Below are 25,855 nucleotides of genomic sequence, written 5' to 3' on the forward strand. Positions count from 1 at the left end.
ACGAGATGGAAACTGTTACAGCGATTGCAGAGAAGAAAGAAAAAAAGAGAAGGAAAAATGAATCATCACCGTGGCGACAAGCTCTTAAAAAGATAAAGAAAAATAAGATGGCGCTCGTAGGATTGTATGCATTAATTTTTATGTTTTTATTTTGTTTTATCGGTCCGTTCTTTTCACCATATGCATCAGGGAAAATACAAGTTGCGTTAATTAACAAGCCACCTAGTTTTTCTCATTGGCTCGGTACAGATCAATTAGGGAGAGATATTTTAACGAGGCTTATGCAAGCAGGGCGAATTTCATTAACGATTGGCCTAGCTTCTATGGTTTTATCAGTAATATTAGGAGCTGTATTAGGGGCTATTGCAGGATTTTATCGTGGCATCGTTGATAATATTATTATGCGTCTTGCCGATATTTTAATGTCGATGCCAGGATTACCATTACTTATTATAATGGGTGCGATTTTATCGGAGTGGAAAGTACCGTCTGATTATCGTCTATATGTCATTATGATTATTTTAAGTTTAGTAGGTTGGCCGGGGCTTGCACGCCTTGTAAGAGGTCAAATTTTATCACTTAGAGAGCAAGCATTTATGCAAGCTGCTGATGTGCTAGGGATAAAAGATTACCGGAAAATTATATATCACTTAATTCCTAATGTTTTACCAATATTAATTGTTGTATCCACATTAGGTGTTGCAGGTTCTATTTTAGGGGAGTCCGCACTAAGCTACTTAGGTCTCGGGGTCGTCCCGCCTACACCGTCATGGGGGAATATGATTAGTGCAGCGAACTCATTAATTGATTTCCAAAAGCGTCCGTGGTTATGGATTCCGCCTGGTTTTGCAATTTTTATAACAGTTGTATCCATTAATTTACTTGGTGATGCACTTCGTGATGCGTTAGATCCAAAGATGAGACGGTAGGTGAGGGAATATGAGTAAAGCGGTAGTAGAGTTGAAAGACTTACAAACACACTTTCAGACAGAAGAAGGAACAGTAAAAGCTGTGAATCATGTTAGTTTTACAGTTCGAGAAGGTGAAACTGTTTGTGTTGTAGGTGAATCTGGTTGCGGGAAAAGTGTAACGGCTTTATCTATTATGGGACTTATTGCTGAATCAGGCAGTGTAGTAGGTGGAGATATTTTATATGAAGGAAAAAGTCTTTTAGGAATGAAAGAGAAAGAGCTTCGTAGTTTACGAGGTAATGATATTGCGATGATTTTCCAAGAACCGATGACATCGCTAAATCCAGTATTTACTGTAGGGGAACAAATTGTAGAGACGTTAAGGGTGCATGAACTGCTTAGTAAAAATGAAGCATATAAGAAGGCGATTGAGTTAATTCGTAAAGTCGGCATAGCTCGTGCGGATGAAATCGTCCATTCTTATCCACACGAACTAAGTGGTGGTATGTTACAACGTATTATGATTGCTGTTGCACTTAGTTGTAATCCTAAGTTATTAATTGCGGATGAACCGACAACGGCTCTTGATGTTACGATTCAGGCTCAAATATTGGATCTACTAAGACAAGTGAAAGAAGAATTTAAAACGTCGATTTTATTAATTACACATGACTTAGGTGTCGTAGCGGAAATGGCTGATTATGTTGTCGTTATGTATGGCGGGAAAGTTATTGAAGAAGCCCCAGTACTAGAGATATTCAAAAATCCGAAACACCCGTATACGAAAGGTTTGTTGAAATCAAAACCAGTGATGGGTAAACGAATAGATAAACTATATTCTATTCCAGGGCAAGTTCCTAATTTAGTTGGTTTAGATGAGTTTTGCTACTTTAGTGGCCGTTGCGAGCATTGTATGGAAATATGTAAAGAAGAGGCGCCAAGTTTGAATGTACATGATGAGAATCATAAAGTTGCTTGCTGGTTATATGAGGAGCGTGCGGAACAATGAGTGAACCATTATTAGAAGTAAAGAACTTAAAAACATATTTTCCAATTAAAGGCGGCATATTTAGTAGAACGGTTGGACATGTAAAAGCAGTTGATGGGGTAAGTTTTACTATTAATAAAGGTGAAGTGTTCGGCCTCGTTGGTGAATCGGGAAGCGGAAAAACGACGATAGGAAAAACAATTTTACGTCTCGTTCAAAAAACGGAAGGGGAAGTGAAGTTTAAAGGGCAAGATGTTCACTCTTTATCTAAGGAAGAATTGAGAAAACATCGTCCTAATATGCAACTTGTTTTCCAAGATCCATTTAGCTCATTAAATCCGAGAATGAGAATTGGGGAAGCGCTTGGTGAGCCGATGTTAGCTCACGGATTAGCGACGAAAGAAAATGTTCGTGAGAAGGTGACAGAAGTATTAGAGTTATGTGGCTTAGCTCCATATCATATTGACCGGTACCCTCATGAGTTTTCTGGTGGACAACGTCAACGTATCGTTATCGCAAGAGCTATGGTATTAAATCCAGAATTTATTGTAGCTGACGAACCTGTGGCAGCACTAGATGTATCTATTCAAGCACAAATCATTAATTTATTTAGTGAGTTACAGGAGAAAAAAGGACTATCTTATTTATTCATTTCACATGATTTAAGCGTAGTAGAGCATTTATGTACGAAGATTGGAATTATGTATTTAGGAACGATTGTGGAAACAGCGCCACGTGATGAGTTATTTATAAATCCACTTCATCCGTATACAAAAGCATTGTTATCCGCTGTGCCAATACCAGATCCAACAGTGAAGCGAGAGCGAATTATACTAGAGGGTGATATTCCAAGTCCAGCGAATCCACCTTCAGGTTGTCGCTTTCATACACGTTGCCCATTTGCAACAGATATTTGTAAACAAACGGTACCGGAATTCCGTAATGTTGGTGAAGAGCACTTTGTTGCTTGTCATCATGTATAAAAGAGAAGGACCCTTTCAGAAACTGAAAGAGTCCTTTTTTTATTTACTAGATGAAGTTTGTTTCAATACAAATTGCTCGATTGCATGAGCAACACCATGTTCATTATTTGTTAATGTGACAACATCACATAGTTTTTTTACATCTTCTTCAGCATTTCCCATTGCCACTGATAAGCCAGCTACTTGTAACATTGGCACATCATTAAAGTTGTCCCCGATTGCAATAGTATCTTCAATTGGTATATTGAAATAAGCAGCCATTTCTTGTAGACCGTTCCCTTTATGACCATGCTTATCCATAATTTCTACATTAGTAGGAGCGGATGCTGTAACTGAAATATCGGTGTCTTCTTGTAACACGCTTAATAGCTGTGTACGATGCTCTGCGTTAAACGTCAAAATGAAGAATTTAGATATTTCTAATTCTGGATTATTTACAACATCTTCGATTTTTTGGAAATCAGTAATTAAGTTTGATTTCTTTTGTTTTTCTGTAATTCTTTCAAGTTCCTCAAGTGTAACATCTAGTGCATGCTTGTTCTCTTCGAACGCTTGCATGACTTGATCTTGCCATGTATATGGAGAATAAACTCCTTTATTCGTATATAGCTTATAAGGAAAACCTTCAGATTCTAGTAATTTTGCAAGCTTGTATACTTTATCGTTTTGTAAACAACGCGAGTTAATTACTTTTCCATCCACATAAACAATTGCCCCATTGCTCGCTCCAACCGGAAGAGATAGTTTATATTCTTCCAATAATTTTAAAGCATCTTCTTTTGCACGACCAGAACAAATCATGACTATATGACCAGCCTCTTTTGCAGTTTGGATAGCTTGTAAGTTCTCTTTGGAGATTTCAAGACTAGATGATAGTAGTGTTCCATCCATATCTAATGCGATTAATTTCAAAATGACCACCTCTTTGTTTTTATTATACATAGTTATATGGAGGAAACATATAAACTTATCTTGGAAAGATTGTATTTTACCTCTCATGAACTATCAGTAAGAATTTGATAGATTCCACTTTATTAATGAAAGATTTATGTTAATTTGTAACAAAAGTAGAGGTGGATATGGGGATGTTTCGTTATATGACTGTAATATTACATGAATGTTACAAATATGAAGTTAGTAGAAAATGCATTAAATCAAGGTTTTTTAGGATGTTTATAAAAAAACGTAAAAAAAGTGTAATAAAATTTACGTAATTATATTGCAACGTAACAATAGTTATGTTACATTAATGTTACAAACGTTACGTTATTAAATTTAATGTAACGTCAACATAAAAACTATGAAATAAACATTTCTTAGAAATTACATATAGATAACTTATTAAGAGGAGGATACATAATATGAAAGAGCAAGTATTACAAGTAACAAAAGGTGACTTCGTAGGATCAGCAAGTGGAGCAGTAGTATTAACAGCATTAATCGTATTTCTATCAAGCGTATTAGTATAATAGAAGTTTTGTAACAAAAGAAAACGAGAGGAGAATGCAAAATGAAAGAGCAAGTATTACAAGTAACAAAAGGTGATTTCGTAGGATCAGCAAGTGGAGCAGTAGTATTAACAGCGTTAATCGTATTTCTATCAAGCGTGTTAGTATAATAAAAGTTTTGTAACAAAAAACAAATGAAGGGAGAATGAAAGAAATGAAAGAGCAAGTATTACAAGTAACAAAAGGTGACTTCGTAGGATCAGCAAGTGGAGCAGTAGTGTTAACAGCATTAATCGTATTTCTATCAAGCGTGTTAGTATAATAAAAACTTTGTAACAAAAGAAAAATGAGAGGAGAATGAGGAATATGAACAGTGAACAAGTGTTACAAGTAACAAAAACAGATTTATTAGGATCATTAGGTGGAGCGGTAGTATTAACATCATTTATTCTATTCCTTGCAAATGTATTAGTATGAGACATATAAATACAATTATTCAAAAAAAATAAAGACTCTAGCATATTAGTAAGTAATTAATATGTTGGGGTCCTTTTTATTTTTCTTCTATATATCCCTTCAAGTATGAATAGTCCCCTTTATTTTAAAGAGAAAAAAGTCGAATTTTATATGTAAGAAAAAAAGAGGAATTTGACAGAAAAGATAGAAAATTTTAAAGGTCAGAATTTGTTAGCTTGCTAACTAATTTCTATTAATTGATGTTGGAAGCGTTTTCGGTTGGTTTTAAGTATGGACCATTTAATCTATTTACAGGGGGATGAGGATTTTATGAAACAAAAATCTATGGATACGCTAGCTGCACAAATGGAGGACTTTTTTCCAGTACGTGATGTAGATCATTTGGAATTTTACGTAGGAAATGCAAAGCAATCAAGCTATTACCTTGCGAGAGCATTCGGATTCAAAATTGTGGCTTACTCTGGATTAGAAACTGGTAATCGTGAAAAAGTATCTTATGTTCTTGTGCAAAAAAATATGCGTTTCGTTGTGTCTGGGGCTTTAAGTAGCGACAATCGTATTGCAGAATTTGTAAAGACTCATGGTGATGGCGTGAAAGATGTGGCGTTACTTGTTGACGATGTTGATAAAGCATACTCGGAAGCGGTGAAACGTGGTGCCGTCGCAATTGCTCCACCTGTAGAGTTAACAGACGAGAACGGTACATTGAAAAAAGCAGTTATTGGTACGTATGGTGATACAATTCATACGCTTGTAGAGCGTAAAAATTATAAAGGAACATTTATGCCAGGATTCCAAAAGGCTGAGTTTGATATTCCATTTGAAGAGTCAGGTTTAATTGCTGTAGACCATGTAGTTGGTAATGTTGAAAAGATGGAAGAGTGGGTTAGTTATTACGAGAACGTTATGGGCTTTAAACAAATGATCCATTTTGATGATGATGATATTAGTACAGAGTATTCAGCATTAATGTCGAAGGTTATGACAAATGGAAGTCGTATTAAGTTCCCTATTAACGAACCAGCAGATGGAAAGCGAAAATCACAAATTCAAGAATATCTAGAATTCTACAATGGAGCAGGTGTACAGCATCTTGCTTTACTAACAAATGACATTGTTAAAACAGTAGAAGCGCTTCGTGCAAATGGTGTGGAGTTTTTAGATACACCAGATACTTATTATGATGAATTAACTGCACGAGTTGGAAAAATTGATGAAGAAATTGATAAGTTAAAAGAATTAAAGATCTTAGTAGATCGCGATGATGAAGGCTATTTACTACAAATTTTTACGAAACCAATTGTAGATCGTCCAACTTTATTTATTGAAATCATTCAGCGTAAAGGGTCTCGTGGATTTGGAGAAGGAAACTTTAAAGCGTTATTTGAATCAATTGAAAGAGAACAAGAGCGTCGCGGAAATTTATAAAATTTATATCCACCAGCAGGGATTCTTTTGCTGGTGGAAATTTCATTTTCATAAGGAGGAATCATGATGAAATTTGTTACATTTCGTCTTCCTTCAAAAGAAATGCGAGCTGGATGGCTTGAAGGTGACAAAGTAATCGATATGAATCTTGCTAGTGGTGGAAAATTACCTTCTTCTATGTTCGCCTTTTTAGAGAAAGTGGATGAGTATGTAGAAGTGTTGCGTAATATTAACAAGCCGGAAAAGGGCATATATTCTTTAGAGGAAGTGCAATTAGTAGCAGCGATTCCTAATCCGAGTAGTATTAGGGATTTTTATGCATTTGAACAGCACGTAAAAACGGCACGTGGCCGAAGAGGGTTAGATGTTGTACCTGAATGGTACGATATCCCGGTTTTTTATTTTACAAACCATCGTGCTGTAATTGGTCCAGATGATGTTGTAATTAGTCCGAAGAAATCTAAAAAACTTGATTATGAGTTAGAGATTGCTTGCGTAATTGGGAAAGAAGGAAGAAATATTTCTCGTGAGCAAGCAGAGGAATACATTTTTGGTTATTGTATTATGAATGATTGGAGTGCAAGGGACTTACAAGCAACAGAAATGAAGGTAGGACTTGGTCCAGCGAAAGGAAAAGATTTTGCAACTTCATTAGGAGCGTACCTTGTTACGAAAGAGGAACTAGATATTTATCGTAATGGTGACCGTTATGAGTTAGAGATGACTGCTCATGTAAATGGAAAGCTATTATCAAAAGGGAACTTCCGAGATATTTACTATACATTTGCTGAAATGATTGAACGTGCTTCGGAAGACGTTACGTTATATCCAGGCGATGTGATTGGTTCTGGAACAGTAGGAACAGGTTGCATTTTAGAACTAGGCACAGAAGAGTGGCTACAAGATGGTGATGTGGTAGAACTTACGATTACTGGTTTAGGTACATTACGTAATACGGTCAAAATAGAAAGGGAAGCAGGTGATGGGCATGTTTTATCGTCACATGGGGGAGCTACCTCATAAACGACATGTACAATTCCGTAAAAAAGACGGGTCGCTTTATCGTGAGCAGGTAATGGGAACAAAAGGTTTTTCTGGTACGCAATCTATTTTGTACCATCATTATATGCCAACGGAAGTAGGGCATGCGGCATTATCTCATTCTTGTCAGTTGCAGTATGAAGAAGATGTTGCTCTTTCTCATCGTCACTTTCGCACGAAAGAAAATAAAAAAAGTGGTGATGCAGTAAGCGGGAGAAACTTTATACTTGGGAATGAGGATTTATTAATCGGAGTAGTGAGCCCAACAGAAAAAATGGACTATTTCTACCGTAATGGTGATGGCGATGAAATGTTGTTTGTCCATTACGGAACAGGAAAAATTGAAACGATGTTTGGAACGGTTCATTATAGAAAAGGCGATTATGTAACAATTCCAATTGGAACGATTTATCGTGTTATTCCAGATGAAGGAGAGACTAAGTTTCTTGTTGTAGAGGCAAATAGTCAAATTACAACACCGCGTCGCTATCGTAATGAATATGGACAATTGTTAGAGCATAGCCCGTTTTGTGAGAGAGATATTCGTGGTCCTGAAAAATTAGAGACGTATGATGAAAAAGGTGAGTTTGTCGTAATGACAAAGTCGAGGGGATATATGCATAAACATGTTTTAGGACATCATCCGTTAGATGTTGTTGGTTGGGATGGCTATTTATATCCGTGGGTCTTTAATGTAGAGGATTTTGAACCAATTACAGGTCGTATTCATCAGCCACCTCCAGTACATCAAACGTTCGAAGGTCACAATTTCGTTATTTGTTCTTTCGTACCACGTTTATATGACTATCATCCAGAATCTATTCCGGCACCGTATTATCATAGTAACGTGAATAGTGATGAAGTACTGTACTATGTAGAAGGTAACTTTATGAGCCGAAAAGGTGTGGAGGAAGGGTCTATTACACTTCATCCGAGCGGCATTCCTCACGGGCCACATCCTGGGAAAACAGAGGCGAGTATAGGGAAAAAAGAAACGCTTGAATTAGCTGTTATGATAGATACATTCCGTCCGCTTCGTATTGTAAAACAAGCACATGAAACAGAAGATGAAAAATATATGTATAGCTGGATTGAAGAGGGATCATATACTGTGAAATAAGTAAGAAAAAGGCATGCTCAATAACAGAGCATGCCTTTTTCATGGAATCGACATGTATAATAATACCAAAAAAAATTATAGAAAGATATATAGAAAGAATGATAAAAATCGTGCATATTCATAAGAGTTTCTACTTATTTCGACAAAAGTATTGACTGGGAAAAGTGCTATGAGTAAAATAAAAAAGCGAATTAAAAATTTTCAGAAAATTTAAAACTTGGAGGAGCATGCTATGAAGCAAATTTTTCAAAAGAAGCCTATTGCAAAGTTAATGCAAGAGAGTAAACAAAAGACGTTAGCAAGAACATTGGGCGCACTAGATTTAACGATGCTTGGAATCGGGGCAATTGTTGGAACGGGTATTTTTGTTCTAACGGGCGTGGTAGCAGCGAAACATTCTGGACCAGCTATTATATTATCATTTGCGATAGCCGCGTTAGCATGTGCCTTTGCTGCATTTTGTTATGCTGAATTTGCTTCTTCAGTTCCTGTCTCAGGCAGTGTGTACACGTACACATATGCGACGATGGGAGAAGTATTCGCATTTTTAATTGGATGGGACTTAATGCTTGAGTATTTACTTGCTACATCTGCTGTGGCAAATGGTTGGTCCGCGTACTTCCAATCTTTATTAAAGGGATTTGGAATTCATATTCCTACCATTCTTTCCTCAGCCCCTGGTACAGGAAAGGGTGGAATAATTGATTTGCCAGCAGTTCTCATTATTTTAGTGATGACAGTTCTTTTATCTAGAGGTGTTCGTGAAAGTGCACGTGTAAATAATATTATGGTATTTATTAAACTAGCGGTTGTTCTTATTTTTATCTTTGCTGGTTTTAATTATGTGAAACCTGAAAACTGGACGCCTTTTATGCCATTTGGCTTAGATGGTGTAATGGCTGGAGCTGCTACAGTGTTCTTTGCATTCATAGGGTTTGATGCAGTTTCAACGGCAGCAGAAGAAGTGAAACGTCCACAACGTGATTTACCAATTGGTATTATTGCATCTTTATTAATTTGTACGGCTCTTTATATTATTGTTTCGCTTATTTTGACAGGAATTGTTCCATACGGACAGTTGAATATATCAGATCCAGTCGCTTTTGCACTTCAATTTATTGGACAAGATAGTTTAGCGGGGGTAATTTCAGTAGGCGCAATTACAGGGATCACAACAGTAATGTTAGTTATGATGTATGGGCAAGTACGAGTTTCATATGCAATGAGTAGAGACGGATTGTTGCCGAAACGTCTTGCTAAAGTTCACCCGAAATTTAAAACACCGTTTTTAAATACGTGGACAACGGGAATTATTGCAGCACTTATTTCAGGATTAATAGATTTAAATGTGTTAGCGCATCTTGTAAATATGGGGACTTTATCAGCCTTTGCACTTGTAGCTGTTGCTGTTATTGTAATGAGAAGAACGCATCCTGATTTACCAAGAGCATTTAAGGCGCCGCTTGTACCGTTTTTACCAGCGTTAACGGTAATTTTTTGTTTATACTTAATGCTTCAATTATCTGGGACGGCTTGGATTAGTTTTGGTGTATGGATGATTATCGGTATTGCGGTTTACTTCTTATATAGCCGAAAACATAGTGCTTTAAATAATAGTAAAGAAGAAGACGACGCAGCCAATTTATAAGTAGAAAAATCCATTCTAATTCTGTTAGAATGGATTTTTAATTTTGAAAATTTACATTCTTCTGAACTTGTTATAAGATAATTATTGGTGAACAAAAGGGGTGAAATAATGAAAAATACGTGGCGTGAGTTAAGGGAGATGGACCGTAACGTATGGATTCGGTTTATTGGTGAGACGTTAAATGGAATTGCAATGATGATGTTGATGCCTTTTTTTGCATTATATTTAAAAGATAAGGTAGATTCATTATTACAGGTCGGAGTGATTATGGCACTGTCTCCAATTGCTGCAAGCTTTGGATCAATTATAGGGGGAAGAATTGCTGATATATATGGAAGAAAACCGATTATGATATTTTCGATGGCGAGCAATGCGGTATTCATGCTCGGTTTTTTATTTATAGAAGGATTTATTCCATATGCGATTTTATCTATTTTTTTAGGATTAAGTAATTCGTTATTTCATCCAGCTGCATCAGCGATGGTTGCGGATGTAACGGCGCCAGAAAAAAGAACAGAAGCATATGGTTTATTGCGAATGGGACACAATATAGGTGCTGCAATTGGTCCGATAATGGGGGCTTCAGTAGTTATGTTATCGAAGAACCTTGTGTTTATTATTGCCGCATCTACGATGTTATTTTATGCATTACTTGTATTCGTCCTTATTCAAGAGACAATGCCAAAGAGTACGAATAAAGAAGGTGATACAGAAAAAGAATCAGGAGCAGTGTGGAAAATTGTATTGCGAGATAAGGCACTCATGATTTATTTATTAGCAGGTATCATTATTTCGATGGGATTTTCTCAAACAGAAGGCATGTTGCCGCTGCACTTTGACAATGAAATGAAAGATATTTTTGGAACTAACAATCCATATCCATATTTAATGGCTTTAAATGGACTATTAGTTGTGTTGTTCCAATTTCAAATTTCAAAATGGGTCACAGATAAACCTGTTGGAAAGACGATGTTATATGGTGCATGTTTGTTTGGGATTGGGTTATTTTTCATAGGGTGGTTACCGAAGTGGTTTGGAGGACTTGATACAAATGCTACGATTATTTTAATAACTTTACTGTTTGTATATGCCATATATACGTTAGGTGAGATGATTATGTCGCCTGTACAGATGACGTTTGTAGCGAATTTGGCCCCTGAGCATTTGAGGGGGACTTATATGGGAGCTGCAAGTTTGCAGTGGATTACAGGAAGTGCATTCGGCCCACTTCTTGGAGGTTTTTTATTAGAGCGATTACTTGGCCACTTTCTATTTACAATTTTAGCTGTAGGTTGTGTAGTTGCAGGTATTGTATATATTTCTTTAGACCGCCTTGTTGAACAAAGGCAAAAAAGCACACTAACCAAACAATCTTCTTAATAATTAGATGACATACACAAAAAGGGGATTTCTACATATTTTAGGTACATAACTAGATTGAGTTGCAATTTTATATATCTATGAAGAAATTTAAGTGGAAAAAGTATAGAAAACCAATAAGTGGTGTCATTTAATTATTTGTGGAAGTTGCACTTTATTTCAAATAGGAACTACCTATTTTTATAAAAAGTGCTAAAATAGAAAAATGAAAACAATTGGTTAGGGTGATTTCAGTGACAAAAATTAAATTAGGTTTATTATATGGTGGAAAATCAGCTGAGCATCAAGTTTCGCTACAAACGGCTCTTGCTGCTATTAAAGCATTAAATCAAGATAAATTCGAGATTCATCCAATTTATATTACAGAACAAGGTCAATGGGTACGCGGTGAGCGTATTGAAGGTGAAGTAACAGATGTTGAAGTTCTAAAAATGAGCGGTGCAGAAAATGCGATTTCTCCGTTATCATTAAGCACAGAAATCATTCCATCTACAAATGCTGAGGAAAATGCTATCGATGTTATTTTCCCATTACTACATGGACCAAATGGTGAAGATGGAACGGTGCAAGGATTATTAGAATTAATGAATATTCCGTATGTAGGAAATGGTGTTCTAGCATCTGCTGCTGGTATGGATAAAGTTGTTATGAAAAACATCTTTGCAGAAGCTGGATTGAAACAAGCAAAATATGCATCATTTATTCGTAGTGCATGGGAAAAAGATCGTGAAACAGCATATGAAAAAGTAGAAGAAGTATTAGGATACCCTTGCTTCGTAAAACCAGCAAACCTTGGTTCAAGTGTTGGGATTAATAAGTGTAAAAATCGTGAAGAACTTGAGAATGCATTTGAAGAAGCATTCCAATTTGACCGTAAAATTATTGTGGAAGAAAATATCGTTGGACGTGAAGTAGAAGTTGGTGTACTAGGTAATGATGAACCGAAATGTTCAGTTGTAGGTGAAATCGTACCTAAAAAAGACTTCTATGATTATAAGTCGAAATACATCGATGGTGATACAGCGTTAATTATTCCAGCTGAAATGACAGAAGAAGAGTCTAATGTTATTAAACGAGATGCGATTGTTGCATTCCAATCGTTAGATGGTGCTGGCTTAACGCGAGCTGATTTCTTCTTAACGAAAGATGGAGAAGTATATATTAACGAAGTGAATACGATGCCAGGATTTACGCCGTTTAGTATGTTCCCTCTACTATGGCAACATACTGGATTACCGTATCCGGAATTAATTGAAGAGCTAATTCGTTTAGCAATGGAGCGTCACGAAGAAAAACAAAAAATTAAATATACAATCTAACAAAAAAAGGAGGAGGCACTATTCGAAGGAATAGTGCTTCCTCTATGTAAGGAGTGTTTTTATGATAAATCGAACGTTAAAACAAGTAGAACAAATGACAAATGGTACGGGATTAGCAGAGCAGTATGAGGGAATTACTATACAAGGAGTGTCTATTGATACGAGAAAAATCGAAAAAGGAAACTTATATGTTCCGATTCAAGGTGAACGTTTCGATGGACATGCTTTTGTAGATAAAGCTGTTGAAAATGGAGCTGTGGCGACATTATGGATGAAAGATGTAGCAAATCCACCTGAGAATCTTCCGGTTATTTTTGTAGAAGACACGCTATCAGCATTACAAATGTTAGCAAAAAACTATCGCGACCAATTGGATGTTAAAGTGATTGGTGTGACAGGTAGTAACGGTAAAACATCTACAAAAGATATTGTAACAAGTCTTCTTGCGACTAAATTCAAAGTTCAAAAAACAGAAGGAAACTTCAATAATCATATCGGGCTACCTCTTACTATTTTAAACTTAGAAGAAAATACAGAAGTAGCTGTATTAGAAATGGGAATGTCAAGCCGCGGGGAAATTGAATTCTTATCTAAGTTAGCTCGTCCAAATGCAGCTATCATTACGAACATTGGTGAAGCGCATTTAATGGACTTAGGATCTCGTGAGGCAATTGCTGAAGCGAAATTAGAAATTGTGACAGGATTACAAGAAGGTGGAGTGTTCGTATATAACGGAGATGAGCCGTTATTAACGAATCGTGTTCCTGAAATGAATTTAATAGCTGAAACAGTTACGTTTGGTGATGCTAGAGCAAATGATTACTATCCAACGACTGTAACGTTACAAGCAACTGGGACACACTTTAAAATGAATAGAGAAGAAAACATTTCATTCTATCTACCGGTATTAGGGAAACACAATGTGTATAATACGCTTGCTTCTATGGCAATTGCGAAACATTTTGGTGTAACGTGGGAAGAGATGAAAGAAGGTTTAGTAACACTTCAAATGACAGGCATGCGTATGGAAATTGTAAAAACAAATAGTGGATTAACAATTATCAACGATGCTTATAATGCAAGTCCAACAGCTATGGAAGCAGCATTCCACCTAATGAATGGTTTAGATGGATTCTCTAAAAAAATTGTTGTTCTCGGCGATATGTTAGAGCTTGGAGATCAAGAAGTACAGTTTCATTATGAGGTAGGTAAATTAATCGATCCAGCAAAAATCTCCTATGTGTTCACATATGGTAAATTAGGGGCTCAAATTGCTGAAGGAGCGAAAATTAATTTCCCTAACGAACGTGTAAAGGCTTATGATAATAAAGAAGAGTTAGTAAAAGAGTTGCAAGCAGTAGTCGATGCAAAAGATGTTGTATTAATAAAAGCATCTCGCGGTATGAAATTGGAAGAAGTAATTACGATGTTGAAATAATTGGTGTATATAAATAGGGATGATAGCAACGAAAAAAGAAGAAACTTATAATAAGCGCTTACAGTAAATATAAAAAAATAAAAGTGAAGAAAAAACCTCTGAATATGAAAATAAGGTAACAGTTGGGTTTGCTTTTTACACATACAAAACTTATAATTGATAAAGTGTAATAACGTTTAGAAGTATTTTCGTGAAGAATATACGCCCGTTTATATACGTGAGCATTCAGGAAAAGGGCTTTTCCGCAAATTCGGAAAACGCCTTTTTTTAAATGATAAGTATAGGATAGAAAAGGAGAAGTAACATTGACAACATTTCGAGAATTAGGATTAAGTGATTCTTTACTGCAATCTGTTGAAAGTATGGGCTTTGAAGAGGCTACGCCAATTCAAGCTGAAACAATTCCACATGCATTGCAAGGTAAGGATATTATTGGGCAAGCACAAACAGGTACAGGGAAAACAGCAGCATTCGGATTACCACTATTAGATAAAGTGGATACACATAAAGAATCGGTTCAAGGTATTGTTATCGCGCCAACGCGTGAATTAGCAATTCAAGTTGGAGAAGAGCTATACAAAATTGGTAAACATAAACGCGTTCGTATCTTACCAATTTACGGTGGTCAAGATATTAACCGCCAAATTCGTGCTCTAAAAAAACACCCACACATTATTGTTGGTACGCCGGGTCGTATTTTAGATCATATTAACCGTAAAACACTTCGCTTACAAAACGTAGAGACAGTTGTTCTTGACGAAGCGGACGAAATGTTAAACATGGGCTTCATTGAAGATATTGAAGCAATTTTAACAGATGTGCCAGAAACACACCAAACATTACTATTCTCAGCGACAATGCCGGATCCAATCCGTCGTATTGCTGAGCGTTTCATGACTGAGCCTCAACACATTAAAGTAAAAGCAAAAGAAGTAACAATGCCAAACATTCAGCAGTTCTATTTAGAAGTGCAAGAAAAGAAAAAGTTTGATGTATTGACACGCTTATTAGACATTCAATCTCCAGAGCTTGCGATTGTATTCGGTCGTACAAAGCGTCGTGTTGATGAATTATCAGAAGCATTAAATTTACGTGGTTATGCTGCGGAAGGTATCCACGGTGATTTAACTCAGGCGAAACGTATGTCTGTATTACGTAAGTTCAAAGAAGGTTCTATTGAAGTTCTTGTTGCAACAGACGTTGCTGCGCGTGGTCTTGATATTTCAGGTGTAACACACGTATACAACTTCGATATTCCACAAGATCCAGAATCATACGTTCACCGTATTGGCCGTACTGGTCGTGCAGGTAAAAAAGGTATTGCAATGCTATTTGTAACACCACGTGAATCTGGACAATTAAAAAATATCGAGCGCACAACAAAACGTAAAATGGACCGCATGGATGCACCAACACTTGACGAGGCACTAGAAGGTCAACAACGTTTAATTGCTGAAAAACTTCAAAACACAATTGAAAATGAAAACTTAGCATACTACAAGCGTATTGCGGAAGAAATGTTAGAAGAGAACGACTCTGTAACAGTAGTAGCTGCTGCTTTAAAAATGATGACAAAAGAGCCAGATACAACTCCAATCGCTTTAACATCAGAACCACCAGTTGTTGCAAGAGGTGGCGGTTCTAAAAAACGCGGCGGTAACGGAGGTGGATACCGTGATGGTAACCGTAATCGTAGTCGTGATGGACGCGGTGGCGATGGTCGTAACCGTGACCGCAATCGTGATGGTCGTAATCGTGACGGTAACCGTGATCGCAATCGTGATGGCGGCAACCGTGGTCGTCGTGGAGAAGGTCAAGGTCGCCCAGGATCTTCAAACGGACGGCGGTGAAAGAAAACATCATAGCCGTAAGCCACAAGCTTAATAGTAAAAAAGAGAATGCCCTTTTCCGGCATTCTCTTTTTTTATTTCTGTAATTGTACATACTACATAATAACTTGTGTAGAAATGAGGTGCTACATGCTTGTAAGACTTGGGTATGTTGCGATGAGTGTACATTTGAAAAACGCATCTCCATCTCAAACGATGACGTACGCGCAGTTTCAAAAAATAGATGATCGGGAAGCGGCGATTCGTAAACTTGAAAGAATTGCTAATTCGAATTTGGAAAATTGCTTACGGTTATTAAAACATAACAAAGGCCATGATATATCCTTTTTTCGACTTAGTTCCAAGTTGATTCCTTTAGCGAATCATGAGGAGTTGTTAGAGTGGAACTACATTCGTCCCTTAAAAGAAAATTTAAAAGTGTTAGGTGATTACGCTATTCGAATGAATATGCGTATTGATTTTCATCCAGATCATTTTGTTGTACTTAATTCACCCGAGGAGAATATTTTTAAACAATCTGTCAAGACATTACAAATGCATAGAAAATTATTAAAAGGTATGGGAATTGAACATAAGCAACGATGTGTAATGCATGTTGGGGGCGGATATAAAGATAAAGAGCTCGCATTAGAGCGTTTTATAGAGAATTGGTCTAACGTCCCAAGAGGTATTCAGGAAATGATTATGTTAGAAAATGATGATACAACTTTTACGCTCGAGGACACATTATATTTAGGAGAAAAGTTGGACATTCCCGTTGTATTTGATTTACATCATCATATGATGAATCATGATCGAGAAGATTGGCATGAAGATTGGGCGCGTGTTGTACATACGTGGGAATCGTCTTTGTTACCGGTGAAAATGCACATTTCTAGTCCTAGAGAGGGAAAAGACCCAAGGGCACATGCGGACTTTATTAATGTAGATACTTTTTTATCTTTTTTAAAAAAGATAAAAGGAAGTGTTCCGCAAATTGATTGTATGATTGAAGCGAAGAAGAAGGATGAGTCTTTATTTCAACTCATGAGAGATTTAAGTGAACAAACAGATGTGGAAATTGTCGATGGTGCGAGCTTTTATATTAAATGAGCTCTGCACCATCGAGTTTTTTTATTAATAGAGGAGTGCAAATACCACCAATGATCAATCCTGTTAAATGGCTGATAGGGTTGGCAGAGGGATTGAAGAAAGTGAATAGTAGCAATATACATATCATAATTGAAAAAATAGCGATGTCTCTTGGATTGGAAGAACGATATCGGCTATACAATAGAAATAACTGTGCGCCTAGCAATCCGAAAATGCCACCAGATGCCCCGGCATGAATATATTCATGAGGCATAATAAGATAAGAGGACATATTTCCGAGAATGCCAGAAAGGAAAAAAATAATGATGAAAGACAAGTGCCCTAGTTGTTTTTCAATAGAAGAGCCAAGCACGAATAAACAAATACTATTAAAAAGAAAATGTTGTAAGTCTACATGTACGAGCAGGGAAGTTAGGAGACGCCACCATTCTCCTTTAGCGATATATTCATTAGAAGCTGCCATAGGAAAGAGGGGAAAATCACCTAATATAATCATGATTAATTGTATGAGAAGTAAAGCGATGGTGATTGGTTGTAAGGAAATGCGGGCGGATGGTATTAGCATGTTGTGAGTATCACTCCTTTTGCATCAGAAAGATTCTCTGTTATTCTTACAATATGAAAAAAGAAAGCTAAATAGAAGAAGGGGATTTTGAAATGATTGTAGGGATTGGAATCGATATTATTGAATTGAATCGAATTGAAAAAATGATAGATGGAAAGCTTAAATTTATGGAACGTATTTTAACTGAAAGTGAACGTAATGTTGCTAAGGGGCTGAAGGGAAGTCGCCTTACAGAGTTTGTAGCTGGAAGATTTGCAGCGAAAGAGGCGTATTCCAAAGCGGTAGGGACTGGTATCGGGAAAGAAGTGAGTTTTTTAGATATTGAAGTAAGAAATGATGATAGAGGTAAGCCGATTCTTATTACAAGTACAGAGCATATTGTTCATTTATCAATTAGTCATAGTAAGGAATTTGCTGTTGCTCAAGTTGTTTTAGAAAGCTCGTCACGCTAGTCTGCATATTTTATATCTTTGTCTCATATATTTGTGGTAGCGATAAGGAAGGTACATCTTCCATTCATTTATAGGGGCAAAGGGGCTGAAGTGATGAAAAGGCGTCTGTTTTTAGTTCTTGTCGGTTTATTAACCGTTTTTGTGTTGGCCGGTTGTATGGAAAAGAAACAAGATGATGTTGTGAGAGATTTAGAGGCGAAAGTAAAAGGGTTGAAAAGCTATCAAGCTGAAGCGAAATTATCTATTAAAACAGGGAATGAGCCTCAGGAGTATAAGGTAGAAATATGGCATAAGGAACCTTCTTTTTATCGTGTGAATTTGCAGAATGCGAAAAAAGATCAAAGTCAAATTATTTTAAGGAATGAAGAAGGTGTATTTGTATTAACACCAGCGCTTAATAAGAGTTTCCGTTTCCAAAGTGATTGGCCGCAAAATAGTAGCCAGGCTTATTTATACGAATCCCTTGTGAGGGATATTTTGCAGGATAAGAAAAACCTTACTTTTGAAAAAACAGATAAGTATTATATCTTTAAAACAAAAACAAATTATCAACACCAAAACATGTTGCCGAAACAAGAGATTACATTGAAGAAAAGTGATTTAACACCAGTTTCGGTGAAGTTAATGGATAATGATCAAAATGTTCTTGTGAAAGTAGATTTCTCTAAAGTGAAATTTGATGCGAAATTTGATAAAGGTGCATTTGATACGAAACAAAATATGTCTAGAGCGCAAGTAGATGTTCAAACGACAGCGAAAGAAGACAAACCATTTGCTATTTTGTATCCGCGTGATACGCCGCAAGGTATGACTTTGAAAGATGAAAAAGAGTTGAAGACAGACAGTGGCAAGCGTGCGATACTCACATACACTGGAAGTAAGAAATCCTTTACTTTAATACAAGAAAAGGCAAAAGTTGCAGAGGCTTCGTCAGCGATAAGTGTGAGCGGAGAATTGGTTGATCTTGGCTTTACAATTGGAGCATTGACGAAAGACTCTTTAACGTGGTCGCATAACGGAGTAGAATATATGCTCGTGTCTAAAGGTTTAGAGCCGAAGGAGCTGTTAATGGTTGCTCGTTCAGTTACAGAGAAGCAAGTGAAGTAAACTTCTTAGACGTGGTGATATATGTGCACCACGTCTTTTCTTAGTTTGAAGGGTGGATTTCATAAAAGAAGCATATAAAAGAATAAGCTTCGCATATCGTGTATAAGGAAGTGTGTTTATGGAAGAAGCGCCATTTTACCGTGACACTTGGGTGGAAGTGGATTTAGATGCGATTTATAACAATGTTACACATATTAAAGAATTTATCCCAAGTGATGTAGAAATTTTTGCCGTAGTTAAAGGGAATGCATATGGGCACGATTATGTACCGGTGGCTAAAACAGCATTAGAAGCGGGGGCGACAAGGTTAGCAGTTGCGTTCTTAGATGAAGCTTTAGTGCTTCGAAGAGCTGGTATTACTGCGCCGATTTTAGTGTTAGGTCCTTCTCCTCCTCGTGATATAAATGTAGCTGCTGAAAATGATGTAGCATTAACTGTTTTTCAAAAGGAATGGGTAGATGAAGCAATCAAACTTTGGGATGGTTCGTCTACGATGAAATACCATATTAATTTCGATAGTGGTATGGGGAGAATTGGAATACGTGAACGTAAAGAATTAAAAGGATTTTTAAAAAGTTTAGAAGGTGCACCATTCTTAGAATTGGAAGGAGTTTATACGCATTTTGCAACGGCAGATGAGGTGGAGACTTCTTACTTTGATAAGCAATATAACACATTTTTGGAGCAGTTAAGTTGGTTGAAAGAATTCGGAGTGGATCCTAAGTTTGTTCATACAGCTAATAGTGCTGCAACGCTACGTTTTCAAGGGATTACATTTAATGCAGTACGAATTGGCATTGCGATGTATGGGTTATCTCCATCTGTAGAAATACGCCCTTTTTTACCGTTTAAATTAGAACCAGCGCTATCATTGCATACGAAAGTTGCTCATATTAAACAGGTGATTAAAGGGGATGGAATTAGTTATAACGTCACTTATCGAACGAAAACTGAAGAATGGATTGCGACTGTTGCAATTGGTTATGCAGATGGCTGGCTTAGAAGATTACAAGGATTTGAAGTGCTTGTAAATGGTAAAAGGGTACGGATTGTAGGGCGAGTAACAATGGATCAATTCATGATTCACCTTCCTTGTGAAGTGCCACTTGGCACGAAAGTTACACTCATTGGAAGGCAAGGAGATGAATATATTAGCGCTACAGAGGTTGCGGAATATTCAGGGACTATTAATTATGAAATTATTACAACGATTAGTTTCCGTGTGCCGAGAATATTTATACGGAACGGTAAAGTTGTGGAAGTAATCAATTATTTGAATGATATATAGAATGTAGTATGATTTGCTTCTTGTCATGTGAGAGGACTTTTCGGTGGCTAAGAATAAGTTCGTTTTTTGACGAGAAGCTTTTTACTTATCATTACTTTTAACATAATTTAACGTGGAAACTCTTCCGTTTCTTGTTGTAATGAGATAAAAAATAAAAGAATATGAATGTTTTGTTTGTGAATTGGAAAACATAAGCAAGGAATAAGGAAGTCTTTGCAACAGGCTCCATACAATGGTATTATTACAATAGGTGTCATATATATATTTGGGTGTGTAGTTGACGGTGGAGGTGTATTTTTGTGTCCGAATCAAGTGTAACTACTGAAATCGTGGTTCGGTTGCCAAAGCAAATGGTAACGGAATTGGACGGAATTGGAAAACAAGAGAATAAGAATCGCCATGAACTAATTTGCCAGGCAACACAACTGTTATTGCGTCAACATAAGACGAAGAAACGCTACCAACATGAATCAATGCGACGTGGGTACATTGAAATGGGAAAAATTAATCTTGGTATTGCATCTGAAGCTTTCTTAGCAGAGTATGAAGCAGCTCATACAGTAGAACGCTTAGTTAGCGGGGGGTAATATTTTGATTGTAAAACGCGGCGACGTGTATTTTGCAGACCTTTCCCCAGTTGTTGGTTCTGAGCAAGGAGGCGTTCGTCCAGTTCTTGTCATTCAAAATGACATCGGAAATCGTTTTAGTCCAACGGTGATTGTAGCGGCTATTACTGCACAGATTCAAAAAGCGAAATTACCCACTCATGTGGAAATTGATGCGAAAAAGTACGGTTTTGAGAGAGATTCTGTTATTTTACTTGAGCAGATTCGAACAATCGATAAGCAGCGCTTAACGGACAAAATCACTCACTTAGATGAAGTGATGATGATTCGTGTAGATGAAGCGCTACAAATTAGTTTAGGACTAATAGATTTTTAAATCGGCAGTTTAAGTTGCTCTCTTTGAAGGGCAACTTTTTTTATTATAGAGGAGGTTGCGGTTGTATATGGAAATGGTAGATAATCGACAAGCGTTAATGAAAATGTTAGTGAAGGAATTAGGCTTTACCGAAAAGCAAGTTCGTCATGTTATTCAATTAACAGAAGAAGGTAACACAGTTCCATTTATTGCTCGTTACCGAAAAGAATGGACAGGCTCTTTAGATGAGGTGCAAATTCGTACGATTTTAGAGAGATGGCAATATATGATGCAGCTTGAAGATAGGAAAGAAGAGGTTCTTCGTCTTATTGATGAGAAGGGGAAACTGACAGGAGAATTACGTCAGCAAATTGTGAAAGCTACAAAGTTGCAAGAAGTAGAAGATTTATATCGTCCGTATAAAGAGAAGAGAAGAACGAAAGCAACGATTGCAAAAGAAAAAGGATTAGAGCCATTAGCTGAATGGTTATTGTTATATACGAAAGAAGATCCGAATCAGAAGGCAATAGAGTTTATAAATGCCGAGAAAGAAGTGCAATCTGCAGAAGAAGCATTGCAAGGTGCTCAAGACATTATTGCAGAAATCGTTTCAGATGAAGCGGTATATCGTAGTTGGATTCGGAACGTGACTTTTAGAAAAGGTGTTATGTCTTCGGCTGTAAAAGATGAAGAGAAAGATGAAAAAAATATATATGAAATGTATTACAGCTATGAAGAACCGTTGCAGAAAGTCGTGCCGCATCGCGTATTAGCGATGAATCGAGGTGAGAAAGAAGATATATTGAGAGTTTCTGTTGTTCCACCAGTAGATGAGATAGTAACTTTCTTATATAAGAAAGTAATTCGTGATAACGATTCAAAAAGTGCACAGTATGTAAAATTAGCAATAGAGGATGGTTATAAACGATTAATTCAACCCTCTATTGAAAGGGAGATTCGAAAAGAATTAACAGAAACAGCTGAGGAACAAGCGATACATATTTTCTCTGAGAACTTACGTAATTTATTATTACAGCCTCCAATGAAAGGAAAGGTTGTGTTAGCTGTAGACCCTGCATATAGAACGGGTTGTAAATTAGCTATCGTAGACGATACGGGGAAAGTTCTATATATTGATGTTATTTATCCGCATCCACCAGTGCGTAAATATGAAGATGCAAAAGCGAAAGTTCTTTCTATTATAGATAAATATCGAGTTGAAATGATTGCGATTGGGAATGGTACAGCTTCTAGAGAATCGGAAGAATTTATAGTTGATGTATTACAAAATGTGAAACGAGAAGTCTTCTATATTATTGTAAACGAAGCTGGTGCGAGTGTGTATTCGGCTTCTGATTTAGCACGTGAGGAATTCCCAGATTTACAGGTTGAAGAAAGAAGTGCGGTTTCTATCGGTAGACGTCTGCAAGATCCACTTGCTGAACTTGTAAAGATTGATCCGAAATCAGTTGGGGTTGGACAATACCAACATGATGTATCTCAAAAAAGATTAAATGAATCATTAACGTTTGTAGTAGAGACGGCAGTTAACCAAGTCGGTGTGAATGTAAATACAGCTTCAGTTGCGTTGTTGCAATATGTTTCGGGTTTATCAAAAACTGTTGCGAAAAATATTGTAGCAAAGCGTGAAGAAGAAGGGAAATTTACAAAACGAACAGACTTAAAGAAAATACCACGTCTAGGCGCGAAGACATATGAACAATGTATAGGTTTCTTACGTATATTAGAAGGGGCAAATCCGTTAGATCGTACAGGTATTCATCCAGAACAATATAAAAATGTTGAATTGTTATTGAAGAGTCTAGGATTATCAAAAGATGACGTAGGGCAACCGCAATTACAAAAGAGTTTAGAAGAAGTAGAGATTTCTAAGTTGTCGCAAGAAACGGGAGTTGGAGAACCAACATTAGTTGATATTATAGATGCACTCATTAGTCCAGAGCGAGACATGAGGGATGAGTTGCCTAAACCGCTTCTGAAAAAAGGGATTTTGAAATTAGAAGATTTAAAACGTGGTATGGAACTGGAAGGAACAGTTCGTAACGTTGTTGATTTCGGTGCTTTTGTTGATGTAGGTGTGAAACAAGATGGTTTAGTACATATTTCTAAACTAAGCAAACAATACGTGAAGCATCCGTTAGATGTTGTATCTGTCGGACAAATCGTCAAAGTATGGGTAGATGATATTGATACGAAAAAAGGTCGCGTTGCATTATCTATGTTGCCGATTGAATAGTAAGAGAAGAGAGCAGATGAAACTGCTCTTTTTTTATAGGATAAAACGTGTAATGGATTAGGAACTTTGATGGATTTTGCTATAATAAAACCAGCATTCATTTAGTAATTTAATTTGATACCGGTTTTTTTCAAAATATGCGCGTTGCATTTGTTTTTTGAGCCATGTAGGCATAGGAATCCCTCCTTGTTTAATCCTACTCTCATAAATGTAAAGTACTATTGATGAGAGGTTGGTGAGTGGATTTCTATTTTTGCTATGTTTTTAGAAACCACGCTTCTTGAATGAGGATGGGTATATGTACTATTTAATATATGTATAAGAGAGGAGAAAAGTGTAAAAATATTTTTTTGTTTAGGAGGAATGAAAATGGATGAGCAAGAAATACAGCGGCTAGTGGAAGAAGTATCGCTACAATATTTCGGAATGCCGTTTTTACATAAGGCACTGTTTAATAGTAGGTTGCGTACAACTGGTGGACGTTATCTATTGAATACACACAATATTGAACTGAATTATCGATATTACGAAATGTATGGGAAAGAAGAATTAGTTGGAATTGTTAAACATGAACTTTGTCATTATCACTTACATATTACAGGAAGAGGGTATAAGCACCGGGATAAGGATTTTCGCGAACTGTTAAAGGCAGTTGATGCGCCGCGGTTTTGTAAACGAATGATGAATGAAGAGAAGGAAAAAAAGGTTTATATGTATGAATGTATGGGATGCTCACTTCAATATGTAAGAAGACGTCAAATTAATACAAAAAGATATGTCTGCGGAAAGTGTAAAGGGAAACTAATCTTGATAAAGAAAACATCTTGACAGTGAAAACGCAATCCAGTATATTATAAACATGTCACGTTTGTACAAGATGTTGTGAAAAAACTTCTTGACTTACGATGAGAATTTTTATAAGATACAAATTGTCTTTATTATTCCGCAGTAGCTCAGTGGTAGAGCTATCGGCTGTTAACCGATCGGTCGTAGGTTCGAGTCCTACCTGCGGAGCCATACAGAGAAGTACCCAAGTGGCTCAAGGGGCTCCCCTGCTAAGGGAGTAGATCGCGAACGCGGTGCGAGGGTTCGAATCCCTTCTTCTCTGCCATTCATATTGGCCCGTTGGTCAAGTGGTTAAGACACCGCCCTTTCACGGCGGTAACACGGGTTCGAATCCCGTACGGGTCACCACTTTTGGAGGATTAGCTCAGCTGGGAGAGCACCTGCCTTACAAGCAGGGGGTCGGCGGTTCGATCCCGTCATCCTCCACCATAATATTATAATGAAAAGTAAAATGACATTAATGTAAAGATTAAATGGTCCCGTGGTGTAGTGGTTAACATGCCTGCCTGTCACGCAGGAGATCGCCGGTTCGACCCCGGTCGGGACCGCCATTTTAACTTCTGCTAATTGGCAGTTGTTTTTTATTGGTCATTATGGTACAATAACATTTGTCTTTGAAAATAAGATAAGTATTTCGATGGGCTATAGCCAAGCGGTAAGGCAACGGACTTTGACTCCGTCATGCGCTGGTTCGAATCCAGCTAGCCCAGCCATTTACGAGCCATTAGCTCAGTTGGTAGAGCATCTGACTTTTAATCAGAGGGTCGAAGGTTCGAGTCCTTCATGGCTCACTTTTGTTTTTTCCGCGCGGTCGTGGCGGAACGGCAGACGCGCTAGGTTGAGGGCCTAGTGGGGGAAACCCCGTGGAGGTTCAAGTCCTCTCGGCCGCATCAAAAATCTTTTTAAAAAAGTACTTGCATTTGAAAATGTAGTATGATAAGATAATTGAGTCGCCAAAATACAACGACGAAAAAACATCATGAATAAGCGCCCGTAGCTCAATTGGATAGAGCGTTTGACTACGGATCAAGAGGTTAGGGGTTCGACTCCTCTCGGGCGCGCCAATTACGGGAAGTGGCTCAGCTTGGTAGAGCACCTGGTTTGGGACCAGGGGGTCGCAGGTTCAAATCCTGTCTTCCCGACCACGCGGGTGTAGTTTAGTGGTAAAACAAGAGCCTTCCAAGCTCTGGTCGAGAGTTCGATTCTCTTCACCCGCTTTTAGTTCTTTGAAAACTGAACGAAACAAACAACGTGAAACGTCAATTTTTATTTTAGATGCTAGACAAACTAACTTTA

Annotated in this window: 25 protein-coding genes, 11 tRNA genes and 1 pseudogene; 34 read left to right on the top strand and 3 right to left on the bottom strand. The window is 37.2% G+C overall.

What is annotated here, in order from left to right; genetic code table 11:
- Positions 1 to 5: 5 nt before the first annotated feature.
- From opp4C to PDQ68_RS19335, 3 genes are read left to right on the top strand one after another with little or no spacing between them, the layout of a single operon-like run.
- The gene (opp4C, locus tag PDQ68_RS19325; RefSeq protein ID WP_061183213.1) at positions 6 to 929 is read left to right on the top strand and encodes an oligopeptide ABC transporter permease; all 924 of its coding nucleotides are present in this window, start codon (positions 6 to 8) and stop codon (positions 927 to 929) included.
- A 10-nt stretch (positions 930 to 939) separates the two neighbouring features.
- Entirely contained in the window at positions 940 to 1,920 is a 981-nt protein-coding gene (locus PDQ68_RS19330) for an ABC transporter ATP-binding protein (protein ID WP_061183212.1), read from the top strand.
- Positions 1,917 to 2,882 (top strand): ABC transporter ATP-binding protein, encoded by a 966-nt coding sequence (locus tag PDQ68_RS19335; RefSeq protein WP_001294511.1) that lies wholly within the window; start codon positions 1,917 to 1,919, stop codon positions 2,880 to 2,882. Before PDQ68_RS19330 ends, PDQ68_RS19335 begins: the two co-directional genes overlap by 4 nt.
- 39 nt (positions 2,883 to 2,921) lie before the next feature.
- Here the strand turns inward: PDQ68_RS19335 and PDQ68_RS19340 are convergent, their stop codons facing one another.
- Positions 2,922 to 3,794, bottom strand: coding sequence for a Cof-type HAD-IIB family hydrolase (locus tag PDQ68_RS19340; protein WP_029141034.1), 873 nt, complete (start codon positions 3,792 to 3,794; stop codon positions 2,922 to 2,924).
- Between the two features lie 449 nt (positions 3,795 to 4,243).
- Here PDQ68_RS19340 and PDQ68_RS19345 point away from each other — a divergent pair, with 449 nt between their 5' ends.
- The 13 genes and pseudogenes from PDQ68_RS19345 (at position 4,244) to uvsE (ending at position 17,123) form a co-directional block, all read left to right on the top strand.
- Positions 4,244 to 4,351, top strand: a complete 108-nt coding sequence (locus PDQ68_RS19345) for a DUF3948 family protein (protein ID WP_000664237.1) — start codon at positions 4,244 to 4,246, stop codon at positions 4,349 to 4,351.
- 41 nt (positions 4,352 to 4,392) lie between these two features.
- Positions 4,393 to 4,500 carry a DUF3948 family protein gene (locus PDQ68_RS19350; RefSeq protein ID WP_000664237.1) on the top strand — a complete coding sequence of 36 codons (108 nt, stop codon included), beginning with the start codon at positions 4,393 to 4,395 and terminating at the stop codon, positions 4,498 to 4,500.
- Between the two features lie 44 nt (positions 4,501 to 4,544).
- A complete protein-coding gene (locus tag PDQ68_RS19355) occupies positions 4,545 to 4,652 on the top strand; it encodes a DUF3948 family protein (RefSeq protein ID WP_000664237.1) in 108 nt (35 codons plus the stop codon).
- 44 nt (positions 4,653 to 4,696) lie between these two features.
- Positions 4,697 to 4,807, top strand: a complete 111-nt coding sequence (locus tag PDQ68_RS19360; RefSeq protein ID WP_001083700.1) for a DUF3948 family protein — start codon at positions 4,697 to 4,699, stop codon at positions 4,805 to 4,807.
- Positions 4,808 to 5,116: 309 nt separating this feature from the next.
- Positions 5,117 to 6,235, top strand: coding sequence for a 4-hydroxyphenylpyruvate dioxygenase (gene hppD, locus PDQ68_RS19365; RefSeq protein ID WP_000810913.1), 1,119 nt, complete (start codon positions 5,117 to 5,119; stop codon positions 6,233 to 6,235).
- 66 nt (positions 6,236 to 6,301) lie between these two features.
- Complete coding sequence (locus PDQ68_RS19370; protein WP_016716296.1) at positions 6,302 to 7,258, top strand: fumarylacetoacetate hydrolase family protein; 957 nt, start codon at positions 6,302 to 6,304, stop codon at positions 7,256 to 7,258.
- Complete coding sequence (locus PDQ68_RS19375; protein ID WP_000499917.1) at positions 7,224 to 8,396, top strand: homogentisate 1,2-dioxygenase; 1,173 nt, start codon at positions 7,224 to 7,226, stop codon at positions 8,394 to 8,396. The genes PDQ68_RS19370 and PDQ68_RS19375 overlap by 35 nt, the downstream gene beginning before the upstream one ends.
- A 232-nt stretch (positions 8,397 to 8,628) precedes the next feature.
- Positions 8,629 to 10,044 (top strand): branched-chain amino acid transporter BcaP, encoded by a 1,416-nt coding sequence (locus PDQ68_RS19380; protein WP_000809368.1) that lies wholly within the window; start codon positions 8,629 to 8,631, stop codon positions 10,042 to 10,044.
- Positions 10,045 to 10,152: 108 nt separating this feature from the next.
- Positions 10,153 to 11,424 (top strand): MDR family MFS transporter, encoded by a 1,272-nt coding sequence (locus PDQ68_RS19385; protein ID WP_270786918.1) that lies wholly within the window; start codon positions 10,153 to 10,155, stop codon positions 11,422 to 11,424.
- 233 nt (positions 11,425 to 11,657) lie between these two features.
- Positions 11,658 to 12,743: a D-alanine--D-alanine ligase gene (locus PDQ68_RS19390; RefSeq protein ID WP_000161446.1), complete on the top strand. Its 1,086-nt coding sequence runs from the start codon at positions 11,658 to 11,660 to the stop codon at positions 12,741 to 12,743.
- A gap of 61 nt (positions 12,744 to 12,804) precedes the next feature.
- Entirely contained in the window at positions 12,805 to 14,181 is a 1,377-nt protein-coding gene (gene murF / locus PDQ68_RS19395) for a UDP-N-acetylmuramoyl-tripeptide--D-alanyl-D-alanine ligase (RefSeq protein WP_000610682.1), read from the top strand.
- Between the two features lie 305 nt (positions 14,182 to 14,486).
- Positions 14,487 to 16,065: pseudogene (gene cshA / locus PDQ68_RS19400) on the top strand (degradosome RNA helicase CshA).
- 95 nt (positions 16,066 to 16,160) lie between these two features.
- On the top strand, positions 16,161 to 17,123 hold the full coding sequence (uvsE, locus tag PDQ68_RS19405) for a UV DNA damage repair endonuclease UvsE (RefSeq protein ID WP_000961156.1): 963 nt from the start codon (positions 16,161 to 16,163) through the stop codon (positions 17,121 to 17,123).
- Here the strand turns inward: uvsE and PDQ68_RS19410 are convergent.
- The gene (locus PDQ68_RS19410; RefSeq protein WP_016716299.1) at positions 17,116 to 17,688 is read right to left on the bottom strand and encodes a rhomboid family intramembrane serine protease; all 573 of its coding nucleotides are present in this window, start codon (positions 17,686 to 17,688) and stop codon (positions 17,116 to 17,118) included. The two genes, uvsE and PDQ68_RS19410, sit on opposite strands and share 8 nt — an antisense overlap.
- A 92-nt stretch (positions 17,689 to 17,780) precedes the next feature.
- Here PDQ68_RS19410 and acpS point away from each other — a divergent pair, with 92 nt between their 5' ends.
- The 6 genes from acpS (at position 17,781) to PDQ68_RS19440 (ending at position 23,713) form a co-directional block, all read left to right on the top strand.
- A complete protein-coding gene (acpS, locus tag PDQ68_RS19415; RefSeq protein ID WP_000635037.1) occupies positions 17,781 to 18,140 on the top strand; it encodes a holo-ACP synthase in 360 nt (119 codons plus the stop codon).
- A 156-nt stretch (positions 18,141 to 18,296) separates the two neighbouring features.
- Entirely contained in the window at positions 18,297 to 19,247 is a 951-nt protein-coding gene (locus tag PDQ68_RS19420; protein ID WP_029141035.1) for a LolA family protein, read from the top strand.
- 118 nt (positions 19,248 to 19,365) lie between these two features.
- The gene (gene alr / locus PDQ68_RS19425) at positions 19,366 to 20,535 is read left to right on the top strand and encodes an alanine racemase (RefSeq protein ID WP_061183210.1); all 1,170 of its coding nucleotides are present in this window, start codon (positions 19,366 to 19,368) and stop codon (positions 20,533 to 20,535) included.
- 299 nt (positions 20,536 to 20,834) lie between these two features.
- Positions 20,835 to 21,122, top strand: a complete 288-nt coding sequence (locus tag PDQ68_RS19430) for an antitoxin EndoAI (RefSeq protein WP_000004570.1) — start codon at positions 20,835 to 20,837, stop codon at positions 21,120 to 21,122.
- 4 nt (positions 21,123 to 21,126) lie between these two features.
- A complete protein-coding gene (ndoA, locus tag PDQ68_RS19435; protein WP_000635963.1) occupies positions 21,127 to 21,477 on the top strand; it encodes a type II toxin-antitoxin system endoribonuclease NdoA in 351 nt (116 codons plus the stop codon).
- Positions 21,478 to 21,544: 67 nt separating this feature from the next.
- Positions 21,545 to 23,713, top strand: a complete 2,169-nt coding sequence (locus PDQ68_RS19440) for a Tex family protein (protein ID WP_061183209.1) — start codon at positions 21,545 to 21,547, stop codon at positions 23,711 to 23,713.
- A 57-nt stretch (positions 23,714 to 23,770) separates the two neighbouring features.
- On the opposite strand, the gene cmpA is transcribed toward PDQ68_RS19440, so the two are convergent.
- Positions 23,771 to 23,887, bottom strand: coding sequence for a cortex morphogenetic protein CmpA (gene cmpA, locus PDQ68_RS19445; RefSeq protein WP_001143642.1), 117 nt, complete (start codon positions 23,885 to 23,887; stop codon positions 23,771 to 23,773).
- A 195-nt stretch (positions 23,888 to 24,082) separates the two neighbouring features.
- On the opposite strand from cmpA, the gene PDQ68_RS19450 reads away from it, so the two are divergent.
- From PDQ68_RS19450 to PDQ68_RS19505, 12 genes are all read left to right on the top strand, one after another.
- Complete coding sequence (locus PDQ68_RS19450) at positions 24,083 to 24,541, top strand: SprT family protein (RefSeq protein ID WP_000344243.1); 459 nt, start codon at positions 24,083 to 24,085, stop codon at positions 24,539 to 24,541.
- A 114-nt stretch (positions 24,542 to 24,655) separates the two neighbouring features.
- Positions 24,656 to 24,730 (top strand) — tRNA-Asn (locus tag PDQ68_RS19455).
- 3 nt (positions 24,731 to 24,733) lie between these two features.
- A tRNA-Ser gene (locus PDQ68_RS19460) sits at positions 24,734 to 24,824 on the top strand.
- 8 nt (positions 24,825 to 24,832) lie between these two features.
- Positions 24,833 to 24,907 (top strand) — tRNA-Glu (locus tag PDQ68_RS19465).
- Positions 24,908 to 24,912: 5 nt separating this feature from the next.
- A tRNA-Val gene (locus PDQ68_RS19470) sits at positions 24,913 to 24,988 on the top strand.
- A gap of 46 nt (positions 24,989 to 25,034) precedes the next feature.
- Positions 25,035 to 25,110, top strand: a tRNA-Asp gene (locus tag PDQ68_RS19475).
- Between the two features lie 87 nt (positions 25,111 to 25,197).
- Positions 25,198 to 25,272, top strand: a tRNA-Gln gene (locus PDQ68_RS19480).
- 5 nt (positions 25,273 to 25,277) lie between these two features.
- Positions 25,278 to 25,350 (top strand) — tRNA-Lys (locus PDQ68_RS19485).
- Positions 25,351 to 25,366: 16 nt separating this feature from the next.
- A tRNA-Leu gene (locus tag PDQ68_RS19490) sits at positions 25,367 to 25,449 on the top strand.
- 97 nt (positions 25,450 to 25,546) lie between these two features.
- Positions 25,547 to 25,623, top strand: a tRNA-Arg gene (locus PDQ68_RS19495).
- A 4-nt stretch (positions 25,624 to 25,627) separates the two neighbouring features.
- A tRNA-Pro gene (locus PDQ68_RS19500) sits at positions 25,628 to 25,704 on the top strand.
- Position 25,705: 1 nt separating this feature from the next.
- Positions 25,706 to 25,776, top strand: a tRNA-Gly gene (locus tag PDQ68_RS19505).
- Positions 25,777 to 25,855: the final 79 nt, after the last annotated feature.

It is taken from the genome of Bacillus cereus group sp. Bc010 (assembly GCF_027716745.1).
Taxonomy (GTDB): Bacteria; Bacillota; Bacilli; order Bacillales; family Bacillaceae_G; genus Bacillus_A; species Bacillus_A pacificus.

Coding starts and splice junctions, on each gene's coding strand:
- opp4C (WP_061183213.1), top strand. CDS start 6: ATGGAAACTGTTACAGCGATTGCAGAGAAGAAAGAAAAAAAGAGAAGG.
- PDQ68_RS19330 (WP_061183212.1), top strand. CDS start 940: ATGAGTAAAGCGGTAGTAGAGTTGAAAGACTTACAAACACACTTTCAG.
- PDQ68_RS19335 (WP_001294511.1), top strand. CDS start 1,917: ATGAGTGAACCATTATTAGAAGTAAAGAACTTAAAAACATATTTTCCA.
- PDQ68_RS19345 (WP_000664237.1), top strand. CDS start 4,244: ATGAAAGAGCAAGTATTACAAGTAACAAAAGGTGACTTCGTAGGATCA.
- PDQ68_RS19350 (WP_000664237.1), top strand. CDS start 4,393: ATGAAAGAGCAAGTATTACAAGTAACAAAAGGTGATTTCGTAGGATCA.
- PDQ68_RS19355 (WP_000664237.1), top strand. CDS start 4,545: ATGAAAGAGCAAGTATTACAAGTAACAAAAGGTGACTTCGTAGGATCA.
- PDQ68_RS19360 (WP_001083700.1), top strand. CDS start 4,697: ATGAACAGTGAACAAGTGTTACAAGTAACAAAAACAGATTTATTAGGA.
- hppD (WP_000810913.1), top strand. CDS start 5,117: ATGAAACAAAAATCTATGGATACGCTAGCTGCACAAATGGAGGACTTT.
- PDQ68_RS19370 (WP_016716296.1), top strand. CDS start 6,302: ATGAAATTTGTTACATTTCGTCTTCCTTCAAAAGAAATGCGAGCTGGA.
- PDQ68_RS19375 (WP_000499917.1), top strand. CDS start 7,224: ATGTTTTATCGTCACATGGGGGAGCTACCTCATAAACGACATGTACAA.
- PDQ68_RS19380 (WP_000809368.1), top strand. CDS start 8,629: ATGAAGCAAATTTTTCAAAAGAAGCCTATTGCAAAGTTAATGCAAGAG.
- PDQ68_RS19385 (WP_270786918.1), top strand. CDS start 10,153: ATGAAAAATACGTGGCGTGAGTTAAGGGAGATGGACCGTAACGTATGG.
- murF (WP_000610682.1), top strand. CDS start 12,805: ATGATAAATCGAACGTTAAAACAAGTAGAACAAATGACAAATGGTACG.
- uvsE (WP_000961156.1), top strand. CDS start 16,161: ATGCTTGTAAGACTTGGGTATGTTGCGATGAGTGTACATTTGAAAAAC.
- PDQ68_RS19410 (WP_016716299.1), bottom strand. CDS start 17,688: ATGCTAATACCATCCGCCCGCATTTCCTTACAACCAATCACCATCGCT.
- acpS (WP_000635037.1), top strand. CDS start 17,781: ATGATTGTAGGGATTGGAATCGATATTATTGAATTGAATCGAATTGAA.
- PDQ68_RS19420 (WP_029141035.1), top strand. CDS start 18,297: ATGGAAAAGAAACAAGATGATGTTGTGAGAGATTTAGAGGCGAAAGTA.
- alr (WP_061183210.1), top strand. CDS start 19,366: ATGGAAGAAGCGCCATTTTACCGTGACACTTGGGTGGAAGTGGATTTA.
- PDQ68_RS19440 (WP_061183209.1), top strand. CDS start 21,545: ATGGAAATGGTAGATAATCGACAAGCGTTAATGAAAATGTTAGTGAAG.
- cmpA (WP_001143642.1), bottom strand. CDS start 23,887: ATGCCTACATGGCTCAAAAAACAAATGCAACGCGCATATTTTGAAAAA.
- PDQ68_RS19450 (WP_000344243.1), top strand. CDS start 24,083: ATGGATGAGCAAGAAATACAGCGGCTAGTGGAAGAAGTATCGCTACAA.